This is a genomic window from Paenibacillus zeisoli (genome assembly GCF_003994465.1).
GTDB classification, from domain to species: domain Bacteria; phylum Bacillota; class Bacilli; order Paenibacillales; family Paenibacillaceae; genus Fontibacillus; species Fontibacillus zeisoli.
In genome coordinates this window covers 189,601-211,271 of the sequence record NZ_RZNX01000001.1, presented here as the reverse complement: position 1 = coordinate 211,271, position 21,671 = coordinate 189,601, and the positions used below count along the sequence as shown (strand labels likewise).

At 46.9% G+C, this 21,671-nt stretch carries 20 protein-coding genes and 1 pseudogene; 3 read left to right on the top strand and 18 right to left on the bottom strand.

The genetic code is table 11. The features are described 5' to 3' along the window. Positions 1–28: 28 nt before the first annotated feature. The 8 genes from EJP77_RS00905 to EJP77_RS00870 all read right to left on the bottom strand — a co-directional run bounded on the left by EJP77_RS00905 (position 29) and on the right by EJP77_RS00870 (position 11,836). A complete protein-coding gene (locus EJP77_RS00905; protein ID WP_127197312.1) occupies positions 29–520 on the bottom strand; it encodes a helical membrane plugin domain-containing protein in 492 nt (163 codons plus the stop codon). Continuing rightward, on the bottom strand, positions 495–3,479 hold the full coding sequence (gene fdhF, locus EJP77_RS00900; RefSeq protein WP_127197311.1) for a formate dehydrogenase subunit alpha: 2,985 nt from the start codon (positions 3,477–3,479) through the stop codon (positions 495–497). The genes EJP77_RS00905 and fdhF overlap by 26 nt, the downstream gene beginning before the upstream one ends. A gap of 244 nt (positions 3,480–3,723) precedes the next feature. After that, positions 3,724–4,887: a multiple monosaccharide ABC transporter permease gene (gene mmsB / locus EJP77_RS00895; protein WP_127197310.1), complete on the bottom strand. Its 1,164-nt coding sequence runs from the start codon at positions 4,885–4,887 to the stop codon at positions 3,724–3,726. Further along, positions 4,862–6,421 carry a multiple monosaccharide ABC transporter ATP-binding protein gene (gene mmsA / locus EJP77_RS00890; RefSeq protein WP_127197309.1) on the bottom strand — a complete coding sequence of 520 codons (1,560 nt, stop codon included), beginning with the start codon at positions 6,419–6,421 and terminating at the stop codon, positions 4,862–4,864. Before mmsA ends, mmsB begins: the two co-directional genes overlap by 26 nt. A 17-nt stretch (positions 6,422–6,438) precedes the next feature. Continuing rightward, positions 6,439–7,521: a multiple monosaccharide ABC transporter substrate-binding protein gene (gene chvE / locus EJP77_RS00885; RefSeq protein WP_127197308.1), complete on the bottom strand. Its 1,083-nt coding sequence runs from the start codon at positions 7,519–7,521 to the stop codon at positions 6,439–6,441. 230 nt (positions 7,522–7,751) lie between these two features. After that, positions 7,752–8,978, bottom strand: a complete 1,227-nt coding sequence (locus tag EJP77_RS00880; protein ID WP_127197307.1) for a response regulator — start codon at positions 8,976–8,978, stop codon at positions 7,752–7,754. Then, positions 8,978–10,804 carry a cache domain-containing sensor histidine kinase gene (locus EJP77_RS00875; protein WP_127197306.1) on the bottom strand — a complete coding sequence of 609 codons (1,827 nt, stop codon included), beginning with the start codon at positions 10,802–10,804 and terminating at the stop codon, positions 8,978–8,980. Before EJP77_RS00875 ends, EJP77_RS00880 begins: the two co-directional genes overlap by 1 nt. 24 nt (positions 10,805–10,828) lie before the next feature. Next, positions 10,829–11,836, bottom strand: coding sequence for a substrate-binding domain-containing protein (locus tag EJP77_RS00870; RefSeq protein WP_127197305.1), 1,008 nt, complete (start codon positions 11,834–11,836; stop codon positions 10,829–10,831). A gap of 149 nt (positions 11,837–11,985) precedes the next feature. On the opposite strand from EJP77_RS00870, the gene EJP77_RS00865 reads away from it, so the two are divergent. Then, positions 11,986–14,007 carry an S-layer homology domain-containing protein gene (locus EJP77_RS00865; protein WP_127197304.1) on the top strand — a complete coding sequence of 674 codons (2,022 nt, stop codon included), beginning with the start codon at positions 11,986–11,988 and terminating at the stop codon, positions 14,005–14,007. A 93-nt stretch (positions 14,008–14,100) separates the two neighbouring features. Here EJP77_RS00865 and EJP77_RS20810 read toward each other — a convergent pair. The 5 genes and pseudogenes from EJP77_RS20810 to EJP77_RS00840 all read right to left on the bottom strand — a co-directional run. Continuing rightward, positions 14,101–14,232: pseudogene (locus EJP77_RS20810) on the bottom strand (HNH endonuclease); the annotation flags it as partial. 201 nt (positions 14,233–14,433) lie between these two features. Continuing rightward, positions 14,434–15,141: a hypothetical protein gene (locus EJP77_RS00855; RefSeq protein WP_127197303.1), complete on the bottom strand. Its 708-nt coding sequence runs from the start codon at positions 15,139–15,141 to the stop codon at positions 14,434–14,436. After that, positions 15,092–15,280, bottom strand: a complete 189-nt coding sequence (locus EJP77_RS00850; protein WP_127197302.1) for a hypothetical protein — start codon at positions 15,278–15,280, stop codon at positions 15,092–15,094. Before EJP77_RS00850 ends, EJP77_RS00855 begins: the two co-directional genes overlap by 50 nt. A gap of 158 nt (positions 15,281–15,438) precedes the next feature. Beyond that, on the bottom strand, positions 15,439–15,771 hold the full coding sequence (locus tag EJP77_RS00845) for a hypothetical protein (RefSeq protein ID WP_127197301.1): 333 nt from the start codon (positions 15,769–15,771) through the stop codon (positions 15,439–15,441). A gap of 161 nt (positions 15,772–15,932) precedes the next feature. Beyond that, a complete protein-coding gene (locus EJP77_RS00840; protein WP_127197300.1) occupies positions 15,933–16,856 on the bottom strand; it encodes an AlbA family DNA-binding domain-containing protein in 924 nt (307 codons plus the stop codon). 321 nt (positions 16,857–17,177) lie between these two features. Between EJP77_RS00840 and EJP77_RS00835 the strand changes: the two genes are divergently transcribed. Both EJP77_RS00835 and EJP77_RS00830 read left to right on the top strand, forming a co-directional pair. Continuing rightward, entirely contained in the window at positions 17,178–17,366 is a 189-nt protein-coding gene (locus EJP77_RS00835; RefSeq protein ID WP_127197299.1) for a hypothetical protein, read from the top strand. 148 nt (positions 17,367–17,514) lie between these two features. Further along, on the top strand, positions 17,515–17,796 hold the full coding sequence (locus tag EJP77_RS00830) for a YbjQ family protein (protein WP_127197298.1): 282 nt from the start codon (positions 17,515–17,517) through the stop codon (positions 17,794–17,796). Here the strand turns inward: EJP77_RS00830 and EJP77_RS00825 are convergent. The 5 genes from EJP77_RS00825 to EJP77_RS00810 form a co-directional block, all read right to left on the bottom strand. Beyond that, positions 17,793–18,056, bottom strand: a complete 264-nt coding sequence (locus EJP77_RS00825; RefSeq protein ID WP_246021588.1) for a pyrophosphohydrolase domain-containing protein — start codon at positions 18,054–18,056, stop codon at positions 17,793–17,795. The genes EJP77_RS00830 and EJP77_RS00825 overlap by 4 nt on opposite strands. Continuing rightward, positions 18,057–18,269, bottom strand: a complete 213-nt coding sequence (locus EJP77_RS20805; protein ID WP_246021587.1) for a nucleoside triphosphate pyrophosphohydrolase family protein — start codon at positions 18,267–18,269, stop codon at positions 18,057–18,059. It abuts the gene before it with no gap. Positions 18,270–18,545: 276 nt separating this feature from the next. Further along, positions 18,546–19,457: a helix-turn-helix domain-containing protein gene (locus tag EJP77_RS00820; protein WP_127197297.1), complete on the bottom strand. Its 912-nt coding sequence runs from the start codon at positions 19,455–19,457 to the stop codon at positions 18,546–18,548. Positions 19,458–19,610: 153 nt separating this feature from the next. Beyond that, positions 19,611–20,600 carry an aldo/keto reductase gene (locus EJP77_RS00815; protein ID WP_127197296.1) on the bottom strand — a complete coding sequence of 330 codons (990 nt, stop codon included), beginning with the start codon at positions 20,598–20,600 and terminating at the stop codon, positions 19,611–19,613. A gap of 99 nt (positions 20,601–20,699) precedes the next feature. Beyond that, complete coding sequence (locus tag EJP77_RS00810) at positions 20,700–21,530, bottom strand: AraC family transcriptional regulator (protein ID WP_127197295.1); 831 nt, start codon at positions 21,528–21,530, stop codon at positions 20,700–20,702. Between the last annotated feature and the right edge of the window lie 141 nt (positions 21,531–21,671).

Genomic DNA, 21,671 nt, shown 5'->3' with positions numbered 1-21,671 from the left:
AATTTGCTTTATTCATATTTAGCTCAAGTTAAGTTGATCTTTCCTCTCGGGTTCGCAGTTCCTCGCCCATTCCTCTGAGGAAATGAAGCGCGGTCGAGATCGATGCAAGCACGTCCGGGTCACGAAACTGGCCGACAAGCCCCCACATACTCGCAGGCTTCTCCTGCTCCTGCATCGCCTGGTCGAGACCTTTCCCAAGGCCTGCCATAAGCTTCTCGGTTCTCTTGGGATCGAGCTTGCCCAGGAACTGGCTTACGAGAATCACATTCTTCAGCATGCCCGGGATGTTGGCCACATTGATGAATTCAAGTCCGATTTTCTCAAGGCTTTTGCGGTTCTGGAGGACGCCATGACCAATATCAAGCACCCCGGCTTGGTCAAGCTCACCCAGTATTCCAAGGAATGAGACAATAGTGTCTCTGTTCGCGCTTAGAGCATCAAGGATTTGCTGTACTGCATCTGCTTGGGCTTCCTCCTTGGTAGGAACAATTCGCTCAATGGTTCGAATGGGTTTGGCCATGTTCTTCCCTCTCTTTACGAATAGTCTCCTCTACGGGCTCGAAATCCGGACGGTTCCATTTCTCCACTACTTTGACTCCGATTTGCGGATTACGCTGGGCGAAGCGGTGATTCACTCTCGGCAGTGGACTTTCTCCCTTCGGCTCCAGAACCTCCATTTTCACATTCATTTCCTTATAGTTCGGGGTATGCGTGTGCTTATCGTAATAGCTGCTCGTCAGCCGGTTAACCGCTTCGTTCTCATCCATGGTGTTCATCGGCAGGTATAATTCCTTACCCTTTACCCGATCAGTTACGATAACAGAGACTTTTACTTGACCATAAGGCGAAGTAAGGCGCACTTTGGTTCCATCTTCCAGGCCTCTTTCCGCGGCCAGCTCAGGGGAGACCTCCAGCCAGGCGCCTGGAACTTTATGTTTGATCGCCTCTGAGCGATAAGTCAGATTTCCCTCATGGAAGTGTTCAAGAATACGTCCATTGTTCAGATGAAGATCAAATGAGGGGTCGTCCACCACGAAAGGAGGCGTCCAATCTACCGGATAAAGACGGGCTTTGCCGTCAGGGAATGCGAATTTGTCTTCATACAGAATTGGGGTCCCTTGGCCATCTGGATGAACCGGCCAGACCTGGGTATTCCATCCTTCGAGACGTTCATAGCTGACTCCTGCAAACATAGGTGCAAGTCTGGCTGCCTCAGCCATAATTTCGCTTGGATGCGTATAATTCCAGCCCGCTCCCATACGGTTAGCCACTTCCTGGATGATCATCCAATCCGGCTTGGATTGTCCCATCGGCTCGAACACTTTGTAGAATCGCTGAATGCGCTTCTCCGTATTCGTAAAGGTTCCATCCTTCTCAAGACTCGGTGCAGCTGGCAGCACGACGTCAGCGAACTGAGCAGTACGGGTCAAGAAGACATCCTGCACTACGAAGAATTCGAGCTTCTCGAACATCTCTTCCACAAAGTTCGAGTTCGAGTCAACAAACGCCATGTCTTCCCCAAACAGATACAATCCCTTCAGATCTCCATTCTGGATTCCGTCCACCATCTGATGATTATCGTATCCTGGTTCCTCCGGCAGCTTGGTATTCCATGCCTGCTCATACCGTGCACGTACAGCTTCATCCTTCACGAATTCGTACCCCGGGAAATAAGCCGGCATGGTTCCGAAATCACATGCTCCCTGCACATTATTGTGTCCCCGCAGCGGATAAGCCCCTGTTCCTGAACGACCGAAGTTGCCTGTTATCAGAAGAAGATTACAGATGGCCGTACTTGTATCCGTAGCACCCATATGCTGCGTCACACCCATGGCCCACAGAATACAGGTTGAGCCGGATTCATGAATGAGGGTAGCTAGTCCGATCAGCTCCTCCATCGAAAGCCCGGTCATTTCAGATGCGTATTCCATAGTAAATTTGCTGAGAGAAGCTACATATTCCGCGTATCCATTTACCCGCTGGGCAATGAATTCATCGGCCTGCCAGCCCTGATCAATAATATACTTCGTGACCGCCGACAGCCAGATGAGATCCGTACCCGGTTTGGGGTGAATATGAAGATCCGCACGCTGCGCCATCTCATTCTTGCGGATATCCGCCACAACCAGCTTTTGGCCATGAAGCTTGTGAGCCCGCTTGATTCGCGTAGCCAGTACCGGATGCGACTCAGCCGGATTCGCCCCGACGATAATCACCAGCTCACTGCTCGCAATATCGTGCATGGTACCGGTATCCCCGCCAAGCCCTACGGTTCTCAGAAGACCCGCGGTCGCCGGAGACTGACAGTACCGGGAGCAGTTATCTACATTGTTGGACTGCATAACGGAGCGGGCGAATTTCTGGAAAATATAGTTCTCCTCATTACTGCATTTGGAAGAGGCAATATATCCAATGGAGTGAGGACCGTATGTATTCTTGACCTCACCAAGCTTGCTCGCGATCAAATCCAGGGCTTCATCCCAGGAAGATTCCACAAAGGTGTCTCCTCTACGAATGAGCGGCTTTGTCAGTCTTTCCGGACTGTTCACAAAATCCCAGCCCCACTTGCCCTTAACACAGGTGGAGACCCCATTTACAGGAGCATCTACGGTAGGCTCAATCTTCAGAATGTGTCTGTCCTTCGTCCATACTTCAAAGCTGCAGCCAACACCGCAGAAGGTGCACACGGTTTTGGTTCTTTTTATTCTCGATTTGCGCATAGCGGATTCCATCTCGGAGATCATGAAGATTTCACGGTAACCCGGCTCAATTTCTTTGGTTAGGTCAATCATCGGCTCCAGAACGTCCGATCCAATTCCGGTCAAATAACCGGCTTCACCCAGCATCGATTTCTCCATGAGCGCATTACATGGGCACACGTTGACACAGTGGCCGCAGGAGACACAGGAAGATTGATCAATCGGAACATCCTGATCCCAGATCACTCTAGGTCTCTCTCTTGTCCAGTCTATGGAGAGCGTCTCATTCACCTGCAGATCCTGACATGCTTCAACACACCGACCGCACAAAATACACTGGTTCGGATCGTACCGATACATCGGGTGAGACATATCCACTTCATACGGCTTCTTCTCAAACACGTATTTCTGATGGTCCATCTCCAGCTTCTCCGTCGTGTTATGTACAATGCAGTTCCCGTTATTATTGTCGCATACTGTACAATAGAGCTCGTGATTCTTCAGAATTCTGGACATGGACTCCATCTGCGCCTCTTTCACCAAAGCGGATTCGGTGGATACGTCCATACCTCCCTGAACAACCGTATTGCAAGCCCTGACTAGTTCACCGTTCACTTCAACCAGACATGTATCACAGGTCTGGATCGGCCCTAACTGAGGATTGTAGCATATACTGGGCACATACACATCACTCAGTGACGCGGCTTGAAGAAGCGTTTGTCCAGCTTCACATTCCACCTCTTTACCATTCATGCGAATTTTCACATTTACAGTTTCCATGGACTCACCTCTTGTAAGGGCATATTTTTCACCACTATTACTTACCCGAATTAATGGCTGTACGAACTTATTATTATGCAAATCTTTAAATAGATTATGTCCAAAATAAGATGGTTTTATTTGTTAGCGGACAGTTAAAATGGTATTCCGCCACTTCTTTCGCCTACAGTTCAAAGGGCCACACACCACAAAAAAAACAGCAAGGTCAGCACCACCCGTGCTCATCCTTGCTGTTTTTGATAGTTTATACAGCTCTCTTGTTCTTGTTGTAGATATCGAACGCTACCGCGAGCAGAAGTACAAGGCCTTTAATCCCCTGCTGCCAGTCAATCCCGAGTCCGACCAGGGACATCCCGTTATTCAGCACGCCCATGACCAGACCTCCGATGATGGCTCCAAAAACAGTGCCGATCCCGCCTGAAGCGGATGCGCCGCCAATGAAGCAGGCCGCTATCGCGTCAAGCTCAAAGTTCGTACCTGCTTTTGGTGTAGCTGCATTCAGACGAGCTGCGAAGATTAGACCGGAAATGGCGGCTAGCACCCCCATATTGACGAAGACCCAGAACGTGACTTTCTTCGTCTTGACCCCGGATAAGCCAGCTGCCTTCTCGTTGCCACCAAGTGCGTAGACATGACGGCCCATTACCGTCTTATTCATGACAAAGGAATAGATCACAATGAGGAGGAACATAAGAACAAGAATGTTCGGTATTCCTGAATAGGTGGCAAGCATATAAGTGAACAGATTAATGACCACAAGCAACACGACCAGTTTGGCAATGAATAGTCCCTGTGGGATCACATCGAAATTATACTTCCGGTGCTGTGCCCGGTCGCGTACTTCATTAATAACAAAGATCACGGACAACACAATGCCTGCGAGTAGAGCAACCAGATTCAGACCTCCACTGCCCAGATCTGGAATGAAGCCGGAACTGATCTTCTGAAAGCCGTTCGGGAATGGAGAAATCGACTGTCCTTCCAGAACGATCATGGTCAGACCCCGGAACAGCAGCATCCCGGCCAGCGTTACGATAAAAGCAGGTATCCGCACATAAGCCACCCAGAATCCCTGCCAAGCACCTACCAATGCGCCGACTAACAGAGATACAATCACTGCGAGTACGGGTGAAAGGTGCATATTCACCATTAATAGAGCCGATATCGCTCCAACAAAGGCAGCAATGGAACCGACAGACAGATCGATATGACCGGTAATAATAACAAGAACCATACCTATAGCCAGGACAAGAATATAACTGTTCTGAAGAATCAGATTCGTGATATTGATCGGCTTCAGCAGCAAGCCGCCGGTTAACACCTGGAACAGCACCATGATGAAGATTAGAGCAATGATCATCCCGTACTGCCGGATATTATTTTTAAACAGTTTGGTTAGTGTTTCCATGTTGTGCCCCTCCCGTTCTGGTCATATACTTCATTAAAGTCTCCTGGGTTGCATCCTCCCGCTTCACTTCTCCGGTAATCCGTCCGGCGCTCATGACATAAATGCGGTCACAGATTCCCAGAATCTCCGGCAGCTCCGAAGAGATCACAAGCACGCCCTTGCCTTCATCAGCCAGCTGGTTAATGATGGAGTAAATTTCATATTTGGCCCCCACATCAATTCCACGGGTCGGTTCATCCAGAATTAAGATGTCGGGTTCGGCAAAAATCCACTTGCTAAGCACGACCTTCTGCTGATTCCCGCCGCTCAAATTCCCAGTCTTTTGTAAAATATTCGGCGTCTTAATCTTGAGCTTCTTCCTCATCTCTTCGGCAACCAGAATCTCCTTCTTGTCATCGACCACCATATTGGATGACAGCTTGCCAAGACCGGTAAGTGAGATGTTTCGCTTGATATCATCCATCAGAATAAGCCCGTAATTCTTGCGGTCTTCCGTGACATAGGCGAATCCATTCTCTATAGCTTGATTCACAGTATTGTTCTGTATAGGTCTGCCATCCTTGAACAGCTGGCCGGTAATGTTCTTGCCGTAGGCCTTGCCGAAGATGCTCATAGCAAGCTCCGTACGTCCGGAGCCCATAAGTCCGGCTATACCCACAATTTCTCCCTTGCGGATGTTCATATGAATCCCATCCAGAACTTTACGACCGGTCTGCTGCTCGTGGTAGACCGTCCAGTCCTTCACTTCCAGAATGACATCACCAATCTTGGATTGATGAGCCGGATATCGGTTCGTCAGGTCGCGGCCCACCATTCCGCTGATGATGCGATCTTCAGTTACCTCATCCTTGTGCATATCCAGCGTCTCAATGGTCTGCCCGTCCCGGAGAATGGTCACTGAATCCGCAACCTTGGAAATCTCATTCAGCTTGTGCGAGATCAGAATCGAAGCAATGCCCTGTCTCTTGAATTCCAGCATAAGCTGCAGCAGATTCTCGCTGTCATCCTCATTCAGGGCAGCAGTTGGCTCATCCAGAATTAACAGCTTCACCTTCTTGGACAACGCCTTCGCGATTTCAACAAGCTGCTGCTTGCCGACGCCGATGCTGCCCGCCAGCGTGGTTGGAGACTCCTTAAGTCCAACCTTCTTAAGCTGCTCCCGAGTCTGAAGGATCGTCTCTTTCCAGTTCATTATTCCGCCGCTTGCACGCTCATTGCCTAAGAAGATGTTCTCCGCTATCGAAAGATAGGGAATCAAGGCCAGTTCCTGATGGATGATCACGATGCCAAGCTCTTCACTCATCTTGATATCCTTGAACTGGCACACATTTCCCTCGAAACGAATCTCCCCTTCATAGGTTCCATAAGGATACACGCCGCTAAGCACCTTCATGAGTGTCGATTTGCCGGCGCCATTCTCACCGCATAGGGCATGAATTTCGCCAGCTCGGACTTGAATATTCACATTTTGCAGTGCCTTTACGCCTGGAAAAGTCTTGGTTATATTTCTCATTTCCAGAATAACTTCCGACATGTAATACCCTCCTCCACTTACTTAAGTCCAATCTCTTCCTTGGTGTAATAGCCTGCGTCCACGATTTCTTTCTGCACGTTGGAAGCGTCTACAGAAACCGGGTCCAGCAGGTAGGCCGGAACGACCTTGACGCCATTGTTATAGGATTTCGTATCGTTGACCTCAGCCTGTTCGCCTTTGAGGATACTCTCTGCCATATCCACTGTCTTCTCAGCGAGCTTCCTCGTATCCTTGAAGACGGTCTGTGTCTGTTCTCCAGCCACGATGGATTTAATTGAAGCGAGCTCCGCATCCTGACCTGTCACTACCGGCAAAGGCTTGCTCTTCGTTCCATAGCCAACACCTTTCATAGAAGAAATCGCCCCTATACTGATCCCATCATAGGGTGACAAGACCGCATCCAGATTCTCACTTGAATAATAGGCGCTAAGCAAATTATCCATACGTGACTGGGCCAATGCGCCATCCCAGCGCAGGGTTGCAATCTGAGCCATAGTTGTCTGCTTGCTTCGTACAACAAGCTTGCCCGAGTCGATATAAGGCTTCAGGACGGACATCGCTCCGTCGAAGAAGAAGTACGCGTTATTATCATCCGGAGAACCCCCGAAGAGCTCAATATTGAACGGTCCTTTCCCTTCCTTCAGCCCAAGTGCCTTCTCGATATAAGACGCTTGCAGCACCCCTACCTTGAAATTATCAAAGGTCGCATAATAACTCAGGTAGTCCGTGTTCTTGATCAGCCGGTCATAAGAAATCACCTGAATCCCCTGGGCATGCGCCTTGCTAATTACATCCGTAAGCGTATTTCCGTCCACCGGGGCGATTACAATAACTTTGACTCCTTTAGTGATCATGTTCTCAATCTGTGAAATCTGGTTCTCAATAACGTCCTCCGCATACTGCAAATCGGTCTTATAGCCTCTCTCCTGAAAAAGTCTGACCATATTCTGTCCGTCAGCAACCCAGCGTTCTGACGATTTCGTTGGCATGGCAATGCCGACATAACCCTTATCGCCGCTCCCTTTGCTCTCTGCATAATTGCATGCCGTGAGTGCCACGAACATGGCAAGCACAAGGAGCAGGGTTAACCCTTTCTTCATAAAGATCTTCCCCTTTCGCTGTACACGTCGCAGGATAGCGCTTACAACACGCCCTGCTGCTCCATCGGAATTTCTCTTTGCAAGAATTATGGTAACACCCGGTCTGTGGGCGGGTCTTTGCACACAAGCAACCTTTTTTATAAAAATCAGACTTCGTATTTCTGAGCAGCAAAAAAAGCAGCCATAACGAATTCCTTCGTTCATGACTGCTTATGTAAGAAGCTGAATGATTACCTGCTATCCGGCACTTCGCTAAAAGCAGCTCCCTTGCGGTATTGATTGGGGGAGACGCCCATCACCTTTTTGAAGGCCGTGCTGAAATAATGCTGACTTTCGTAGCCGACTTGCTCGGCAATCTCAAGAATGGTCAGCTCCGTAGAATTCAAGAGCTGAATCGCCCTGCGAATGCGCAGATGCATGATGAAACCTACGAAGGAAGTGCCAAGTTCTTTCTTCAGCATCCGACTGAGATAGACCGGAGAGACTTGAAGCGTTCTTGCAAATACCTCAAGGGTAAGATCGGGATCATGATAATAATCATGAATATACTGCCTTGCCCGCCTGACTAGCGGCGAGAGCTGAGATTCCTTATATACCTTATCAAGACAAGTCTTATAGACAAGACCAATGGCACCAATCTCTTCATGAATTTCTTCAAAATGCACATTTACAGCAATCTTCAGGTACTGCTGTGCGGCTCGTTCAATCTCGGCAATCTTTTCTTCCGATATGATCTCCCATAGACATATTGAGATATTACTTCCGGTATCTCGGAACATGACTCTCTCATAGTGCTGAAGCAGTTCGGAGACGATATTCTCCAGTGCAAACAAGAACAGTTGTCGGTCACTTTCTTTGGTGAGCGGCTGGCTCGCTGACATTTCCGGCCATCTTACGATGCCGAGCTGCCGTGGGATGTCACCCGGAAGCTGCAGGAACTGAAGCTGCTCGTAGATTTCCTCCTCTGTTAGCTGCCCTTCGATCCACTCGAGGCAGAACCTTTCCCGAAGCAGTGGAATATTCTTCTCAATCTGGTCGGATGCGGCCTTGAGATACCGGTTTTGTTGGTGAACACTATCAAGCTCATTGGCCAAATGCTCAAGCACCCGCTGCAGATGATCCGTATTCACCGGTTTAAGAATATAATCTTCTACACCAAGTCTAATACCTTCCTGAGCGTAGCTGAACTCATCATGTCCCGTAATAATGACGTACCGGCATTCCGGCAGAATTACGCGCAGACGTTTCATCAACGTGATTCCATCCATAAAGGGCATGTTCATATCGACCAGCAGAATATCAATGCCGTATTTCTCAGCAAGCTCCAGTGCTTCTTCTCCGTCCTCTGCCTCACCGACCACCTCCATACCCAGCTTCTCCCACTCTACTGAATCTCGAATTCCTTCCCTAATGATCGGCTCATCATCAGCTATCAACACCCGGTACAATGGTTTCATTAGGAATGATCCTCCTCATGTGACTGATTCCTTGGATACTCGCGCATCAAAGGCTGCGTAATTGTAACTAGGGTACCTTGATCCACTTCGCTTTCCATCCTGATTCCGAATTCCCTACCGAAAGCCAAGTGAATCCTGGCCTGAACATTGAGCATGCCGTAACTGCGTCCGCCCTCTTGGTTCTGCCCTTCTATTGAATTTAGGGGATCCTCCAGCTTCCGGCGAAGCTCCTGAAGACGTTCCGGTGACATCCCTGCCCCATCATCAGATACGGTCAGACAGAGCTGCTCCTCTTCAATGCGTGCACGGATCTCTATCTTACCTGGTCCACGTCTCGCTTTGATTCCATGATAAATAGCATTCTCTACGATAGGCTGAAGCAGGAGCTTTTGCACGAATAGCTGCTCTGCAGCCGGGTCAAGCTCAATACTGTAATTCAATCGGTCCCGGTACCGGGTATGCTGGATCTGCAAATAGCTTGAAATATGCTCCAGTTCCTCAGTCAACCGGATAATATCTTCACCTTTATTAAGACCAATGCGAAATAGTCTGGACAAAGCCTCCACCAGATCAGAGACCTCATCAGCCCCCTTTTTCTTAGCCATCCAATGAATGGTGTCGAGGGTATTATACAGAAAATGCGGCTTAATGTGAGCTTGCAAGCTGCGCAGCTCAGCCTCGCGCTTTTGCCGCTCCTTAAGTTCATTCAAGGTGATCAGCTTGCGTATCTGGTTCAGCATTCGGTTAAAGCTGCGTCCCAGCATGCCGACTTCGTCACTCCGGTCCCCCCAATAACGCTGAGCCATGTCCCCGGACTCGGCCTTTTGCATGAACGACATCAGCTGATGAATGGGACGCGAGATCGATTGGGACAGCAGGTAGGAAGCCGTCAGGCCAAAGAAGCCTAGCAGGAAGAGGAAACAGATGACATAAAACCGAATCTCTCGGGCTTCCAGGGCTGATTCCCGGGTTAGAAAGACGCCTACTGTACGCCAGCCCGTATAGGATGAGGTTCCATAGATGAACTGAAGTCTCTCTCCATGAACCTCACGGCTGAAGCTGCCGGCTGCCTCTTTGCCAAACCAAGTGCTCGGAATGCGCTCAATAATTGGGTCGGCGGGAGCGTAGATGTTCTCGCCGTTAGGATCGGTGACCATAAGGTAACCTGTCTTTCCAAGTGTTACGTCCTTCGCTGCCTGTGAGATCGCCCGTAGCTTGAGATCAATTAGGACAGCACCGGTAACCTGCTGAGTGTCCGGGTCTGTAAAGGAACGAACTACAGAGATCACTTCATCATTCCGGTAATTCACATGAGTCGTGACATTGCGAGCTGATGGGTGACCAAGTATCGTGAAGATCCCTTTATTTCTTACCGATTCTTTGTACCAGGTCTCCTCGGTTAGACTAATCGGCTTCCTAGCATACATTTCATTACTGATATACTCACCTTTGCTGTTCACCACCAGAATCCCGGCAATTTCCGAATACAAGGACGTAAAACCCTGGAGAAATTGCTTGGTCTCGTACGTCCGGGTATCTGTCATCTGCTGCTTGGCAAGAAAGGATTTGACCAGTGGATTGAAATCGATTAAATACGTTAAGTTTTGTAAGTTTTCAACAGTGCCATCAAGCGACCGGTTTACTTTGCCGATCAGCTGCAGCGTATTGCCCACTACCTGCCTCTCGATGATCCGGTCCACCGTCCAATTTACCAATGTTCCAAGACCTATCGATGGCAAGATACTGAACAGCAGAAACAGGATACTAAGCTGATAACGAAGCGGCATATTCTTAAGCTTGGGTAATCGTAAGTCCCGCCTGCTCATGAAGCTGCAACCCCTATCATGCTGTTATTTGGCATAGTAGTTCTCCACGTTGTCCTTAGTCACGACAGATACACCCGTATCTACCTGTACTGGCAGCGGCGATACATCTCCGATCTTCGATGGAGCAGGTATGGTTAGTCCATGATGAAGATGGAACAGATACTGCAGGGACCAATAACCCATATTCCATGTACCTTGGGCCAGAGTGGCAGCGATAGTCCCCTCCTTAATCATATCGAGGGTCCCTTTATTCGTATCAAAGCTAATGATCTGAAGAGGTACAGAACGCTTTATGGATTTGGCCGCTTCGCCTACCCCAATCCCCCCGGTGGCTTCGGTAACGAAGACACCTGCCAGCTTCGGATGCGCTTTCATTATTGATAACGTCACATTCTTGGACGCCATCGAGTCCCCTTTACCATCAGCTACAGCTACCACCTTCATAGCGGGATAGTTGTTCTTGATCGTCTCTCTAAACCCCCGAACCCGATCTTGATGGTTCTGTTGACCCGGAAGTGTGATCACAGCGACCTCCCCTTGCCTTCCGGCAAGCTGGGCCATCTTCTCAGCAGCAGCTGCTCCTGCATTGTAATTGTTCGTGGCAAGAAGCGAATAAGCTTTGCTGCCCGGCGCTCCGGAGTCGAACAGTACAACCGGAATCCCTGCCTCGGCAGCCCGGTCGATAGTCGGGGTCAGAGCATAAGGATCTATCGATGATACGGCGATACCGGCCGGCTTCTTCGCTATAATTTGTTCAAGCACAGTAATCTGCTCACGCACATCATACTGAGTTGCTCCCCTGTACTCTACCGACACGTTTAACGCATCGCCCGCATCCTCGAAGCCTTTCAGGCAGCTCTTCCAATATTCCAACCCAGATTGAAAGGTAACCATGACATAATTCTCACCGATCTCTCCGTGGAGACCTTCTTCCTTCCATATTCCCGCCTGCGGGTCTTTGGCGTAATACTGAAAAACATAGACAAGGAAGGCCCCAATCAGAAGAAAGTAGACGACCAGCATTTTTTTCATCGCAAATCCCTCCTATCGTCGCTACTCGTAATAGGCATTATAGCAAATTACACAAGAATAGATCATCTATAAGAATTTCTACCAATTTTTTCTGCTATCTTCTATAATTATTGGAAATCAATTAATTAAATCACAGAAGGGTTGATTAAATGAAGAAAATTGTGTACTCAGCAGCCGCCGCCCTCTTACTTACGTTATCCGTCCCCCTTACCCAGGCAGCAGCGAAGACTTCGGCGGACTTCACCGATCTTAAGGATCTGGATGCGGCAACCAAGGCCAAATTTGATGCCATGATCAATGCAGGCGTATTTAGCGGGGTGGGAGAAACTAAGTTTGGCCTCAATGATGCGATGAACCGGGCCCAATTCGCAAAAGTACTGGCCCTTATTCTGAAGTTGGATGTCAACACAGATCTCAAGTCTTCTACCTTCACAGATGTAAAAGCCAATGACCCGGCAAATGGGTATGCCCTTCCTTATATTGAAGCCCTTAAGAAGAGCGGTATTACTCAGGGTTACGATTCCCCCAACACCTATAATCCAAGCGGCAAGGTAAGCAAAGAAGAATTGGCAGCTTTTCTGGTACGATCCCTGGGTCTTACGATCAAGCCTGATAATAACCACAGTGATGTTGGCAAAGTCAGTGATTGGGCATCCGAATATGTTGCCAAAGCACTTGAATATAAAATCTTGCCACCACAACAGAATTCCGATTGGCAGGCCAGTGCAAACCGGTCCAATCTAGTATTAAGCAGCTACGAGACAAAGACGCAATTTGATCCGCTCAAGCTGGTGGCTGCCGCAGTTACGGATCAGCATGAGCTCGTCCTGTCGTTCAGTGCTTCCCTAAAGGAATCCCAGGTCGATTTGTCCAAAATTCTGATTGGCGGTAAACCGCTGGACAGCTCAAAGGCACATTTCAAGCTCTCATCGGACGGTAAAATATTAACCATTGTTTTCGACGAACCACTCAGCGCTGAATTGTTGAACCAGCCTGCGATTTCGATTAGCGGAATTCAATCCATCACAGGGAATCAGCTAAAAACCGATAATCCTGTTCCTATTGAGAAAGCAAATCTGCTGCCCGCAGCACCAGTAACTCCACCAACCAGCTACAACCCACCAAGCAATGGCGGCTATACCCCGCCAGCTGACACGACTGCTCCTCAGCTGCTGAGCGCCAAGCGCCAAGGAAGTGAGAATAAGGTTGTGCTAAGTTTTTCGGAAGCACTGAATGGAACTCTCGCTGTCCAGAAGGCGAACTATAAGCTGCAAGCGAAGGACGAATCTGATGTAGTCTCATTCCTGGATCTGCCGGAAGGCACAGCCGTTCAATTGTCTGATGATAAGAAACAAGTCACGATTACATTCCCTGAGATCTTTGCTTACAACGATGTAGAGTATTCCGTACTGAGCTACTTTACAGGAAATGTAGGCATCCAGGTATCCGGGCTCAAAGACTTGGCCGGGAATGAAATCTCGCCAATCAACAAGCTCGTTGAAGCCGTGAATCCGGGTCTGAGCAGTACTGTAGACTTCTTCAAACCCGATAACATTAATGATAATTACAACAAGACAAAAGCTAACTTTGCGGCAACCGAAAACCATAAATACAGATATGTATTATCTGAAGAAAGTGTACCTGTCGTGATTGGACTTCCATTCGGCACGGGGATCAATGGGGACTTCTGGGAAGGTGCGGAGCTTCTTTCACCTGGATCCCTTATCCCTATTGATGGCAGCAATCCAACCATTACGGTCATAGACTATAACCAAGCAACTGGTGTTGTCTATGGCTATAAGAGCTTTGCAATTTCTGAAGACCAGGTGCTGCGACCACCAACTAATTCGGGTACACTGTCTCAGCAAATTACTTTCCATGAAGGGTTACTCGGTACTTGGACAGCAAGCTTCAATTCCCTTGACACCGGACATTCTTACTATTACCGGGTGTCAGACACTCCAATTACAATACTATTTCCTTACAAAGAATTGGACGAACTATGGGCTCACGCTAATGCTTTGACAACCAGTTCAACGATTCTAGCTGTTCCTGGCCAATATGTAACAGTTATTGAGGTCAAACCAAAGTCTGAGGTTTCAGATCAAATCATTGCAGCCCACTCCTTCCAGCTAACCTCGACAAATTCAAACTTGACTATCGGCGAGTAACATTTACTTTACCAGCAGTCAAGAACTCTCAAACTATTTCTTCCCTAGTTATCTGTATATGATTAGGAGAATAGGTCCCCCAGGCCCCGAAATTCATTTCCCATGGGAGGGGGGGACCCGCTCTTTCCACCTGTTCCCTGCCTCAGTTAGCTCGTGTGAAACTCTTTCATGCATCGAGTCGTGACAAGGATTACAGAGGCTTACCAGATTCCAACTCACTAAGGCAAGCTCTGGATAGTTTTCTACTGGGTTACAGTGGTGTACGGTTGCTGTTGCTGTTGCCGTATCTCTTGCACTCTTGGCAAAGGTCGTCTCTCCTCAATACCCTCGCTCTCTTGTTCTTCCACTTACAGGATTTGTAGAATGGTTGCGTTATATCTCTTACCCCTTCTATAAAAAGAGAGCCACCCTTAAGACGGCCCTGCATTACTGTTTCCAAGCAGCCAAAGCCATCCGCTTCCAACTGTTAGGTGCAACACATACATACAGGTAATCTGTATCCCAACAGATATCCCCTTCGTTACCGGCGGCTGTTTCGCTTGCTGGTGTCTTCTTAGTTCTTAGTCTAATTGTATAACCATTCACATTTAGTGAAGCCGTAGGCGCTGTTGTACCTAAGCCAATGTACGTATTAGAACGCTTGATAAGGAATGACGCATCTTGTGCCACACCTGCATCAGAAAACCGTACAATCCCCAAGTCAGATCCAGCATTACCACCAGACTCAGCGGTGTTATCTACCCGAATCTCAAAGCGTCCCTGGAATATCATATTGTAGTCAGGCGATCCGTACGCATTCGCTGGTATCTCTTTTGAGTTGGCTTGTCCAAAGGTGAGCCCTCTGTTTGAGGCAGCTCCACCCATGATTCTCGTTTTACCTTCCACCACAGTGAAGTTACTATTATGTGTTTGTATCTCACAAATGTTTGCATCAAAAGGAAGCTCAAACCGTCTGAACAGTTCATCAGGATTGACAGCGGTCGGGCTCATTGCTGTTTCGATGGAAAAATGACGGTGATCTATCCGACTTGAGTCATTTGCCTTGTAGTGAGCGATAATAGCGGCTTTATCTCTGCCTTGCTCATCACACCATACTAGCGCTGGAACCTTGAACATCAATTTCGTAAAATCCATTTGCCGTTATTGTGCTGTTCGCAACAAATCCATTGGCTGCAATATTCCACATTTGCAGAGGCCTATATGTGCCGCTTTCGCCCGCTGCTTCAATCTGTATGGTAAAAGAACCTGCACTCCACGCCTCGATCCTCAACATCTTTTTAAATCCTATTTGCAGCGGCTATCCTACTCTACTGCAGTCACAGTGCTTAACTACTTGGTTTTGCTATGCGAAAGCATCATTTCACACCTTTCTTTTATAGGTTCAAAAATTCTAGGTGACTTGTCTTTATGTATACAAACTTAAAAAGCCACCTATTGGCGACTATTCTTGTAAAGTTGTTCTATCGTCCAAATCTCCATACTATTTTCCGGTTCAGTTCTACCTTCCTTTTTACAGTAATGGAGTATTTCATAAGCACCAGGGTATCCTTTGCTGGTTAAAAATTCTGCACAATCATATCTTGTCTGTTCTATTCCTCCAGTAATAGCATCCTTCAAATCTTCGAACACTTTAAACAACTCGTGGTCTTTGTATATTCTACGGTTTGTATATATACCTCTTTCCGAATCACCACAATGGGTTAAAATTATACTTCTTTTCCTGCCGTCTCTCATCCGATTAAATTTATCCTTGTAAATCTCCATGGGTCTCAAACCTCCATTAACATGATCTGTAAATAGCATATCACTAAAAATAGCACACTTTTAAAAGGTTTCCCAAATCCCCGGCATTTACTTGCGCAGCCGGCTGCGCCTATGATTAACTCTTTAACCGCTTACTTTCAAGGAAATAAAAAAAGCACCGGTTAGGGCGCCTCAACTAACTCAAGTCTATTATCTTTAAAATTTAGTGTTAGTACCTCAAAGTTATTAAAGCCGGGGCCTGTAACTTTCCAGGCAACATAGTATGTGTCCCCCACGTCCTTAGGAGTATCAAGCTCCAAGTCATCTAAAAAGAAGGTTTGATCTTCCCAAATAGGGACCTGATGAGGAACTGAACAAACTCTTGTTAGGGATATTGCAGGGATACTCGGTTCATCGCCTGTATAAAAAAAGTCATCATTAGCATCTTTTACAAAGCCATTTTCATTATATATATTGATTCTTTTATCAAGTAAAATCCGTACTGCATAGTACTCCGCTGGGATTGAAGATGTATTAAAAACAGCTATATTTAATCTTACCCTGGAAATCCCTTCATCAGCATTTTTCAATAGCGATAACTTTACTCTCAAGTTCGAAACTTCCATCCGTCTTCTCACATCTCGAACTTCATAATCTTCCATAGGAACTGACTCAAAGTTAAACCTTTTATAATACCTTTTGTCAAATGCCATATGAGGCGCGTCAATGCTTTGAGGAATACTGATCACATAGATGACCTTTCCCGGATTAGTTTTATGCAAATCCACTTGATATATTCTAATGCCGTCTATACGCCTTTGTATACGACTATTGATGACTTGCTCAACCCATTCACGAGTTATAACATTCGGGTCATAACCTTCGTCAATTCTTTCAGGCTCATTTCCTTGTTCTACAATACCGTAAATTAACAGACCCCCGTCCGAATTAGCAAAAGCTGAAACATCTTTAGATAATTCATTTTTAGTTTTATCCTTTAAATCTAATGAGGCACAAGCCTTATAATCGAGATGAATGCTTTCTTTAACTCTATTCTTAACTAATTTTAATATTTCATCTTCTGTCCACTCTTTTGTATCCTTCATACAACCCTCTCCTCCGACCTTGTTATAACAAACTTCGACAAGAGGGAGATATTTCCTGCAACCTAAATACCGGCACCCGAAGGCACCGGCAAGAATGGAGTTAATATGTTAATGGTTATGATACCGATATGGACTCGCCCACAACCAAGTGAGCGCTTTTTGTACAGATAACACGTTTGAAGGCACGCTATCTTTTTTAGTAGGGTTTTACCCCTATATATAGGTGGCAAGTGTATGACAAAAAATCAAAAAGGGCTCCCCGAATTGTGATTTACCTCTTCTTATCTTTCATGTATTCTGTTTAATATTGGAGGTGGGTTTTTGGTTACTTATAAACAAATTACTGAATACATTAAAAAGGAATATGGCTATACAGCTCAAACTTGTTGGATTGCTCATAAGAAAGAAATTTGCGAACTAATTCCTAAAAAGCCTTCAAGAGTTAAACCATGTCCAACTAGCAAACAGAAAGACTTTATAGAAACCTTTAAGCATTTTAATATGATTTAGTTCCTTCAAGCTTAGCCAATGCCGCTAAGCATTTTTTTTGGCTTCGCGGTAGCCTATAGGGTTTGCATAAGGCTTATCCCAACATTTGGAACAAAACTCTGGTGATCTCATATATACTTTTGTCATATTATTTTAGGAGGAATGAACTATGTTTTTTAGAAAGAAGAAAGAGGAAAATCGCTCAAGAGCCCCTTTATATACCGCTATTGATCCTCATATTAAATTTGCAGCTCTTCAAACAATCGTCTCTACTAAGCTAAATATTTACGACATGATAGAAGATTTAGAAGAACAAGCAGCTGCCCTCGGAGCAGATGCAGTAATTGGATTAGTTTTCCGTCCAGGTGTTGCCGATGGAACTTCTTATGCTTTTGCTACTGCTATTGAATTCCTGTTAGATGAAGAAGGAAATATTGATGAGGTTTTTTAGTTCCTCAACAATTCTGGGCTCTGGGCGTAATTTTGCGCCCATCCCTCCAGCTTTACAATCTTGCCCTGCTCGTTAAATCTTGGCTTTCCATCCTTGTGCAGTTTGCCCATGTTGGCAGCGTGTACGATATCAAAGAATGGTTCAGGTTTTACGCCCAAGAGTGTAAAGGTAACAATTTCGAAGTAAATCAAGTCGATCAAAGCATCTGTCTGCTCTACCAAGGAATCTGCTGCCGCGAACTCTGTTAGCTCCTCCAACATTCAGGAAACACGCTCTGCAACCATTCCACCTATATCTTTTTCGTCATACTTTGTGGATGAAATAGCCTTTATTCCCATTGTCAGATCATGTAACGGACTAATTAACCAGTTATTTGTCATTAGTGGCCCTTGGTCAAGCGTTGTTGGCTTATTCGGCATTTCCTGACTAAACGCCTTGTGAAACTCCCTGACTTGCTCATATTGTCTGTTCATACTTTCCTCCAAAATTTGCATTTGATCAAACATCAGTTCTATTTAAGAGTGAGACAAGGCCATGAACGATCTCTTATACTCCATATGCTCGTTTCTTCTACTTCGCTGTAGGCTTTATAATGTAATCTAGAACGACTTTCTGGTACTCGGTAAATAGTTAGAAGCCAGCTTAAGTTTGTGAACCCATCAACACTACAAAAAGCCGCTGAGAAATGATCATACCCCTGTCTACTTAACAAGGGTATGACCAAAACCAGCGGCTTTTGGCTTTTTAACTCAGGCTACTTCATCTGTCTTGGAAATCAGCTTCTGCTGCAGCATAGCAGCCAGCTCATCCTCCAATTCATAGACCATGGGGCGTATATGCTGGGAGGGAACCGCCAGAGGCGCTTCTTCCGATTGTTTGACTGTCCAGATCACCTGAATATTCAGACCCTCAGCAATTCCGGCTGCAAAATATACGGCTGGTGAGTGCGATGTGATGTCGGCGATCACAAGCTTACTGTCAGAGACAAGTTCACCGGGAGTCATATCCCGGTTCATGGTCCAGGCTTCATGGAGGAGTATCGGACTATAACCACACTGCTCAAGCCGGGGAAGAATCTTCTCTGCCCAAGCTGTTCTCATCAGCTCATGGTCGGGGAGCAGCACATAACAGGATTTCAGCTTCCGACCGCCGCTTCTGGCCGCGGCTTCGCTCCAGCCTTTGTCGGTGAGCTTGAAGGTTCCGCCTTCCCGTTCAATAAGCTCCTCCCCTCTTAGCTTGTCAATGATATACACAAGCTCCTGCAAATTTGGAGAGTAGGTCAGATTATAACATTTTGATAAGGGACGTATCGTCACGGGATGACCGGCCCCATCCGAATGCCGGTACAAGTACAGCAGGAACCGGGTTCCTTTATCTTCAATCGTTACAGGGATTTCTGCTGAGTTCATGATCGAATCCATGTCTTCCAACGTTAGACTCACCTTCTGATCCAGGTCCGTCTTCTCCCGGATGTAGGCGGAGATCACGGGGAACATCTGTCTTTTAAGTATATGGGACAAATTCTGGATAGGAGTGTAGCTGCTTCTCTTAAGAGAGTAATAGCCGTCCGGAGAACAATGGCATCCTATGAATCTATCTGAATCCCCGTGTGCCTCAATAGGAACGATCTCATCACAGAACAAGCATAATTTTCTAGCCATAGCAGTTCATCTCCTCTAGTTAGTCGTTGTTAATACCTTAACAATTATTAACCAGAAAGTAGATAAGCAGATATTTCCTGCTCAGAGAAAGAGAGATCCCCGGTCAGTGACCTATTGGAATCTCCCTCTTCTCATGCCGTATTCAGGTTATAGTTAATTCAAGATATCGTTGATCAACTTAAGTTCATCTGCAGTGAATTCAGCATTGTTCAGTGCCCCTACGGCATCTTCAATTTGGCTGACTTTACTTGCCCCGATTAATGCCGAAGTTACTCTTCCCCCGCGAAGAACCCAGGCAAGAGCCATCTGCGACAGCTTCTGGCCGCGCTCAGCTGCCAGATCATTCAATCTGGATACCTTGCTGATCACCTCATCGGTAATATCCTCTGGACGAAGGAATACACTCGGCCCGGCGGCGCGAGAATCCGGTGTAACTCCATGCAGATAACGGTCGGTCAAAATCCCCTTCTGAAGTGGGGAGAACACAATCGAACCAATCCCCTCTTCATCCAGAACATCCTGCAGCCCTTCTTCAATCCAGCGGTTCATCATAGAATAACTTGGCTGGTGGATGACACAAGGCGTACCGAGCTCCTTCAAGATCTTGGAGGCCTGGCGGGTCTCCTCGGGTCTATAGTTAGATAAGCCCACGTAAAGTGCTTTTCCTTGACGGACAATCAAATCGAGCGCGGACATCGTCTCCTCAAGTGGAGTATCCGGATCTGGACGGTGATGATAGAAAATATCCACATAATCCAGACCCATCCGCTTTAAGCTTTGATCAAGACTTGAGACGAGATATTTCTTGGAACCCCATTCTCCATAGGGTCCTGGCCACATATAATAACCGGCCTTCGTTGAAATAACCATCTCATCCCTGTACGGTGCAAGATCCTCCTGAAGCATTCTGCCGAAAGATACTTCCGCCGAACCCGCAGGCGGCCCATAGTTATTCGCCAGATCGAAGTGGGTAATGCCCAGATCAAAGGCTCTTCTCACCATCGACTTTCCATTCTCATAGGTATCGATTCCGCCAAAATTGTGCCACAGCCCCAAGGAAATCGCAGGCAGCTTCAAACCGCTTTTCCCGCTGCGGTTATATGTCATAGATTCATATCGTTCATTGTTTGCTTGATAAGACATGTTCTCGCCTCCATTAAGAGTTTATGAGACAACTATAGCCGAGTTCGGACCGAATTCCCATGTCAAGAAGGCTGTTAAATATGGAATAAAGTCAGATACTCATGGCTGAGACGATCGATAACCTTTGGGCGATACGCCCATCGTTTTCTTGAACATTTTGGAGAATAACAGCGCATCCTGATAGCCGACAGAACCAGCAACTTCACTGATCGTATAGTTCCCTTTCTTCAAAAGTCCACAAGCCCGCTCCATCCGGTAACGAAGGAGGTACTGCCTTGGAGGCAGGCCTGTAGCATCCTTGAAGATGGTCGATAAGTACTTCCGGTTAAGACCCAAATTGGTAGCCAGCTTAGTGAGTGAGACATTCTCGCAATAATGGCTGTGCAGATACTCAAGAGAGCGGTGAATATATTCTTCCTTAGTATTGGAGTGCAGATGAGTACTTGAGGACGCAGGAGCGACCTCGATGAGTACGGACAAGAAATCGGCCATAACGGCGAGCAGACGCAGGTCTTGAGTGACCTGATGATCAGCCGCTTCGTTAAGCAGATTATAGAGGTCAGGCATAAGACGCGTATCCATCGGAAATACCGGTTCTTCCGGAGTCAAGCGGGTGCGTGATAGCAACTCTTCTATTCTTTTCCCTTGAAAAGCTACCCACGAATAAGTCCAAGGCTGACTCTCATCCGCCTGGTAATAGATGACCTCGCCCGGATAACTGAGAAAGGCCTGCCCCGCGCTGAGCTCGTAAGTCATACGTCCCACTCTCACCAGACCTTGACCGGAATGGATGAAGTGAATTTTGTAGACATCTCTCACCCCAGGTCCGAACGAATGACCGGGTGTGCATTTCTCTTTTCCCCAGTAGGAAAGGAATATTTCTTGATCCTCGCGTTCAGGACGATCCATATTATAGTGAAATATAGCCATATCTCAATGATTTCCCTTCGGTATCCTGCATTCTACGAGACATCGTACCACAATTCGAAAGCCCTTTCACCCAGATGCTGCTTGTCCAGAATTCTATTATTCTGTTATCTACTAAAAAGGAGCTGTTCCCTGCAGCCATCG

Coding starts and splice junctions, on each gene's coding strand:
- EJP77_RS00905 (WP_127197312.1), bottom strand. CDS start 520: ATGGCCAAACCCATTCGAACCATTGAGCGAATTGTTCCTACCAAGGAG.
- fdhF (WP_127197311.1), bottom strand. CDS start 3,479: ATGGAAACTGTAAATGTGAAAATTCGCATGAATGGTAAAGAGGTGGAA.
- mmsB (WP_127197310.1), bottom strand. CDS start 4,887: ATGGAAACACTAACCAAACTGTTTAAAAATAATATCCGGCAGTACGGG.
- mmsA (WP_127197309.1), bottom strand. CDS start 6,421: ATGTCGGAAGTTATTCTGGAAATGAGAAATATAACCAAGACTTTTCCA.
- chvE (WP_127197308.1), bottom strand. CDS start 7,521: ATGAAGAAAGGGTTAACCCTGCTCCTTGTGCTTGCCATGTTCGTGGCA.
- EJP77_RS00880 (WP_127197307.1), bottom strand. CDS start 8,978: ATGAAACCATTGTACCGGGTGTTGATAGCTGATGATGAGCCGATCATT.
- EJP77_RS00875 (WP_127197306.1), bottom strand. CDS start 10,804: ATGAGCAGGCGGGACTTACGATTACCCAAGCTTAAGAATATGCCGCTT.
- EJP77_RS00870 (WP_127197305.1), bottom strand. CDS start 11,836: ATGAAAAAAATGCTGGTCGTCTACTTTCTTCTGATTGGGGCCTTCCTT.
- EJP77_RS00865 (WP_127197304.1), top strand. CDS start 11,986: ATGAAGAAAATTGTGTACTCAGCAGCCGCCGCCCTCTTACTTACGTTA.
- EJP77_RS00855 (WP_127197303.1), bottom strand. CDS start 15,141: ATGGATTTTACGAAATTGATGTTCAAGGTTCCAGCGCTAGTATGGTGT.
- EJP77_RS00850 (WP_127197302.1), bottom strand. CDS start 15,280: ATGTTGAGGATCGAGGCGTGGAGTGCAGGTTCTTTTACCATACAGATT.
- EJP77_RS00845 (WP_127197301.1), bottom strand. CDS start 15,771: ATGGAGATTTACAAGGATAAATTTAATCGGATGAGAGACGGCAGGAAA.
- EJP77_RS00840 (WP_127197300.1), bottom strand. CDS start 16,856: ATGAAGGATACAAAAGAGTGGACAGAAGATGAAATATTAAAATTAGTT.
- EJP77_RS00830 (WP_127197298.1), top strand. CDS start 17,515: ATGTTTTTTAGAAAGAAGAAAGAGGAAAATCGCTCAAGAGCCCCTTTA.
- EJP77_RS00825 (WP_246021588.1), bottom strand. CDS start 18,056: ATGTTGGAGGAGCTAACAGAGTTCGCGGCAGCAGATTCCTTGGTAGAG.
- EJP77_RS20805 (WP_246021587.1), bottom strand. CDS start 18,269: ATGAACAGACAATATGAGCAAGTCAGGGAGTTTCACAAGGCGTTTAGT.
- EJP77_RS00820 (WP_127197297.1), bottom strand. CDS start 19,457: ATGGCTAGAAAATTATGCTTGTTCTGTGATGAGATCGTTCCTATTGAG.
- EJP77_RS00815 (WP_127197296.1), bottom strand. CDS start 20,600: ATGTCTTATCAAGCAAACAATGAACGATATGAATCTATGACATATAAC.
- EJP77_RS00810 (WP_127197295.1), bottom strand. CDS start 21,530: ATGGCTATATTTCACTATAATATGGATCGTCCTGAACGCGAGGATCAA.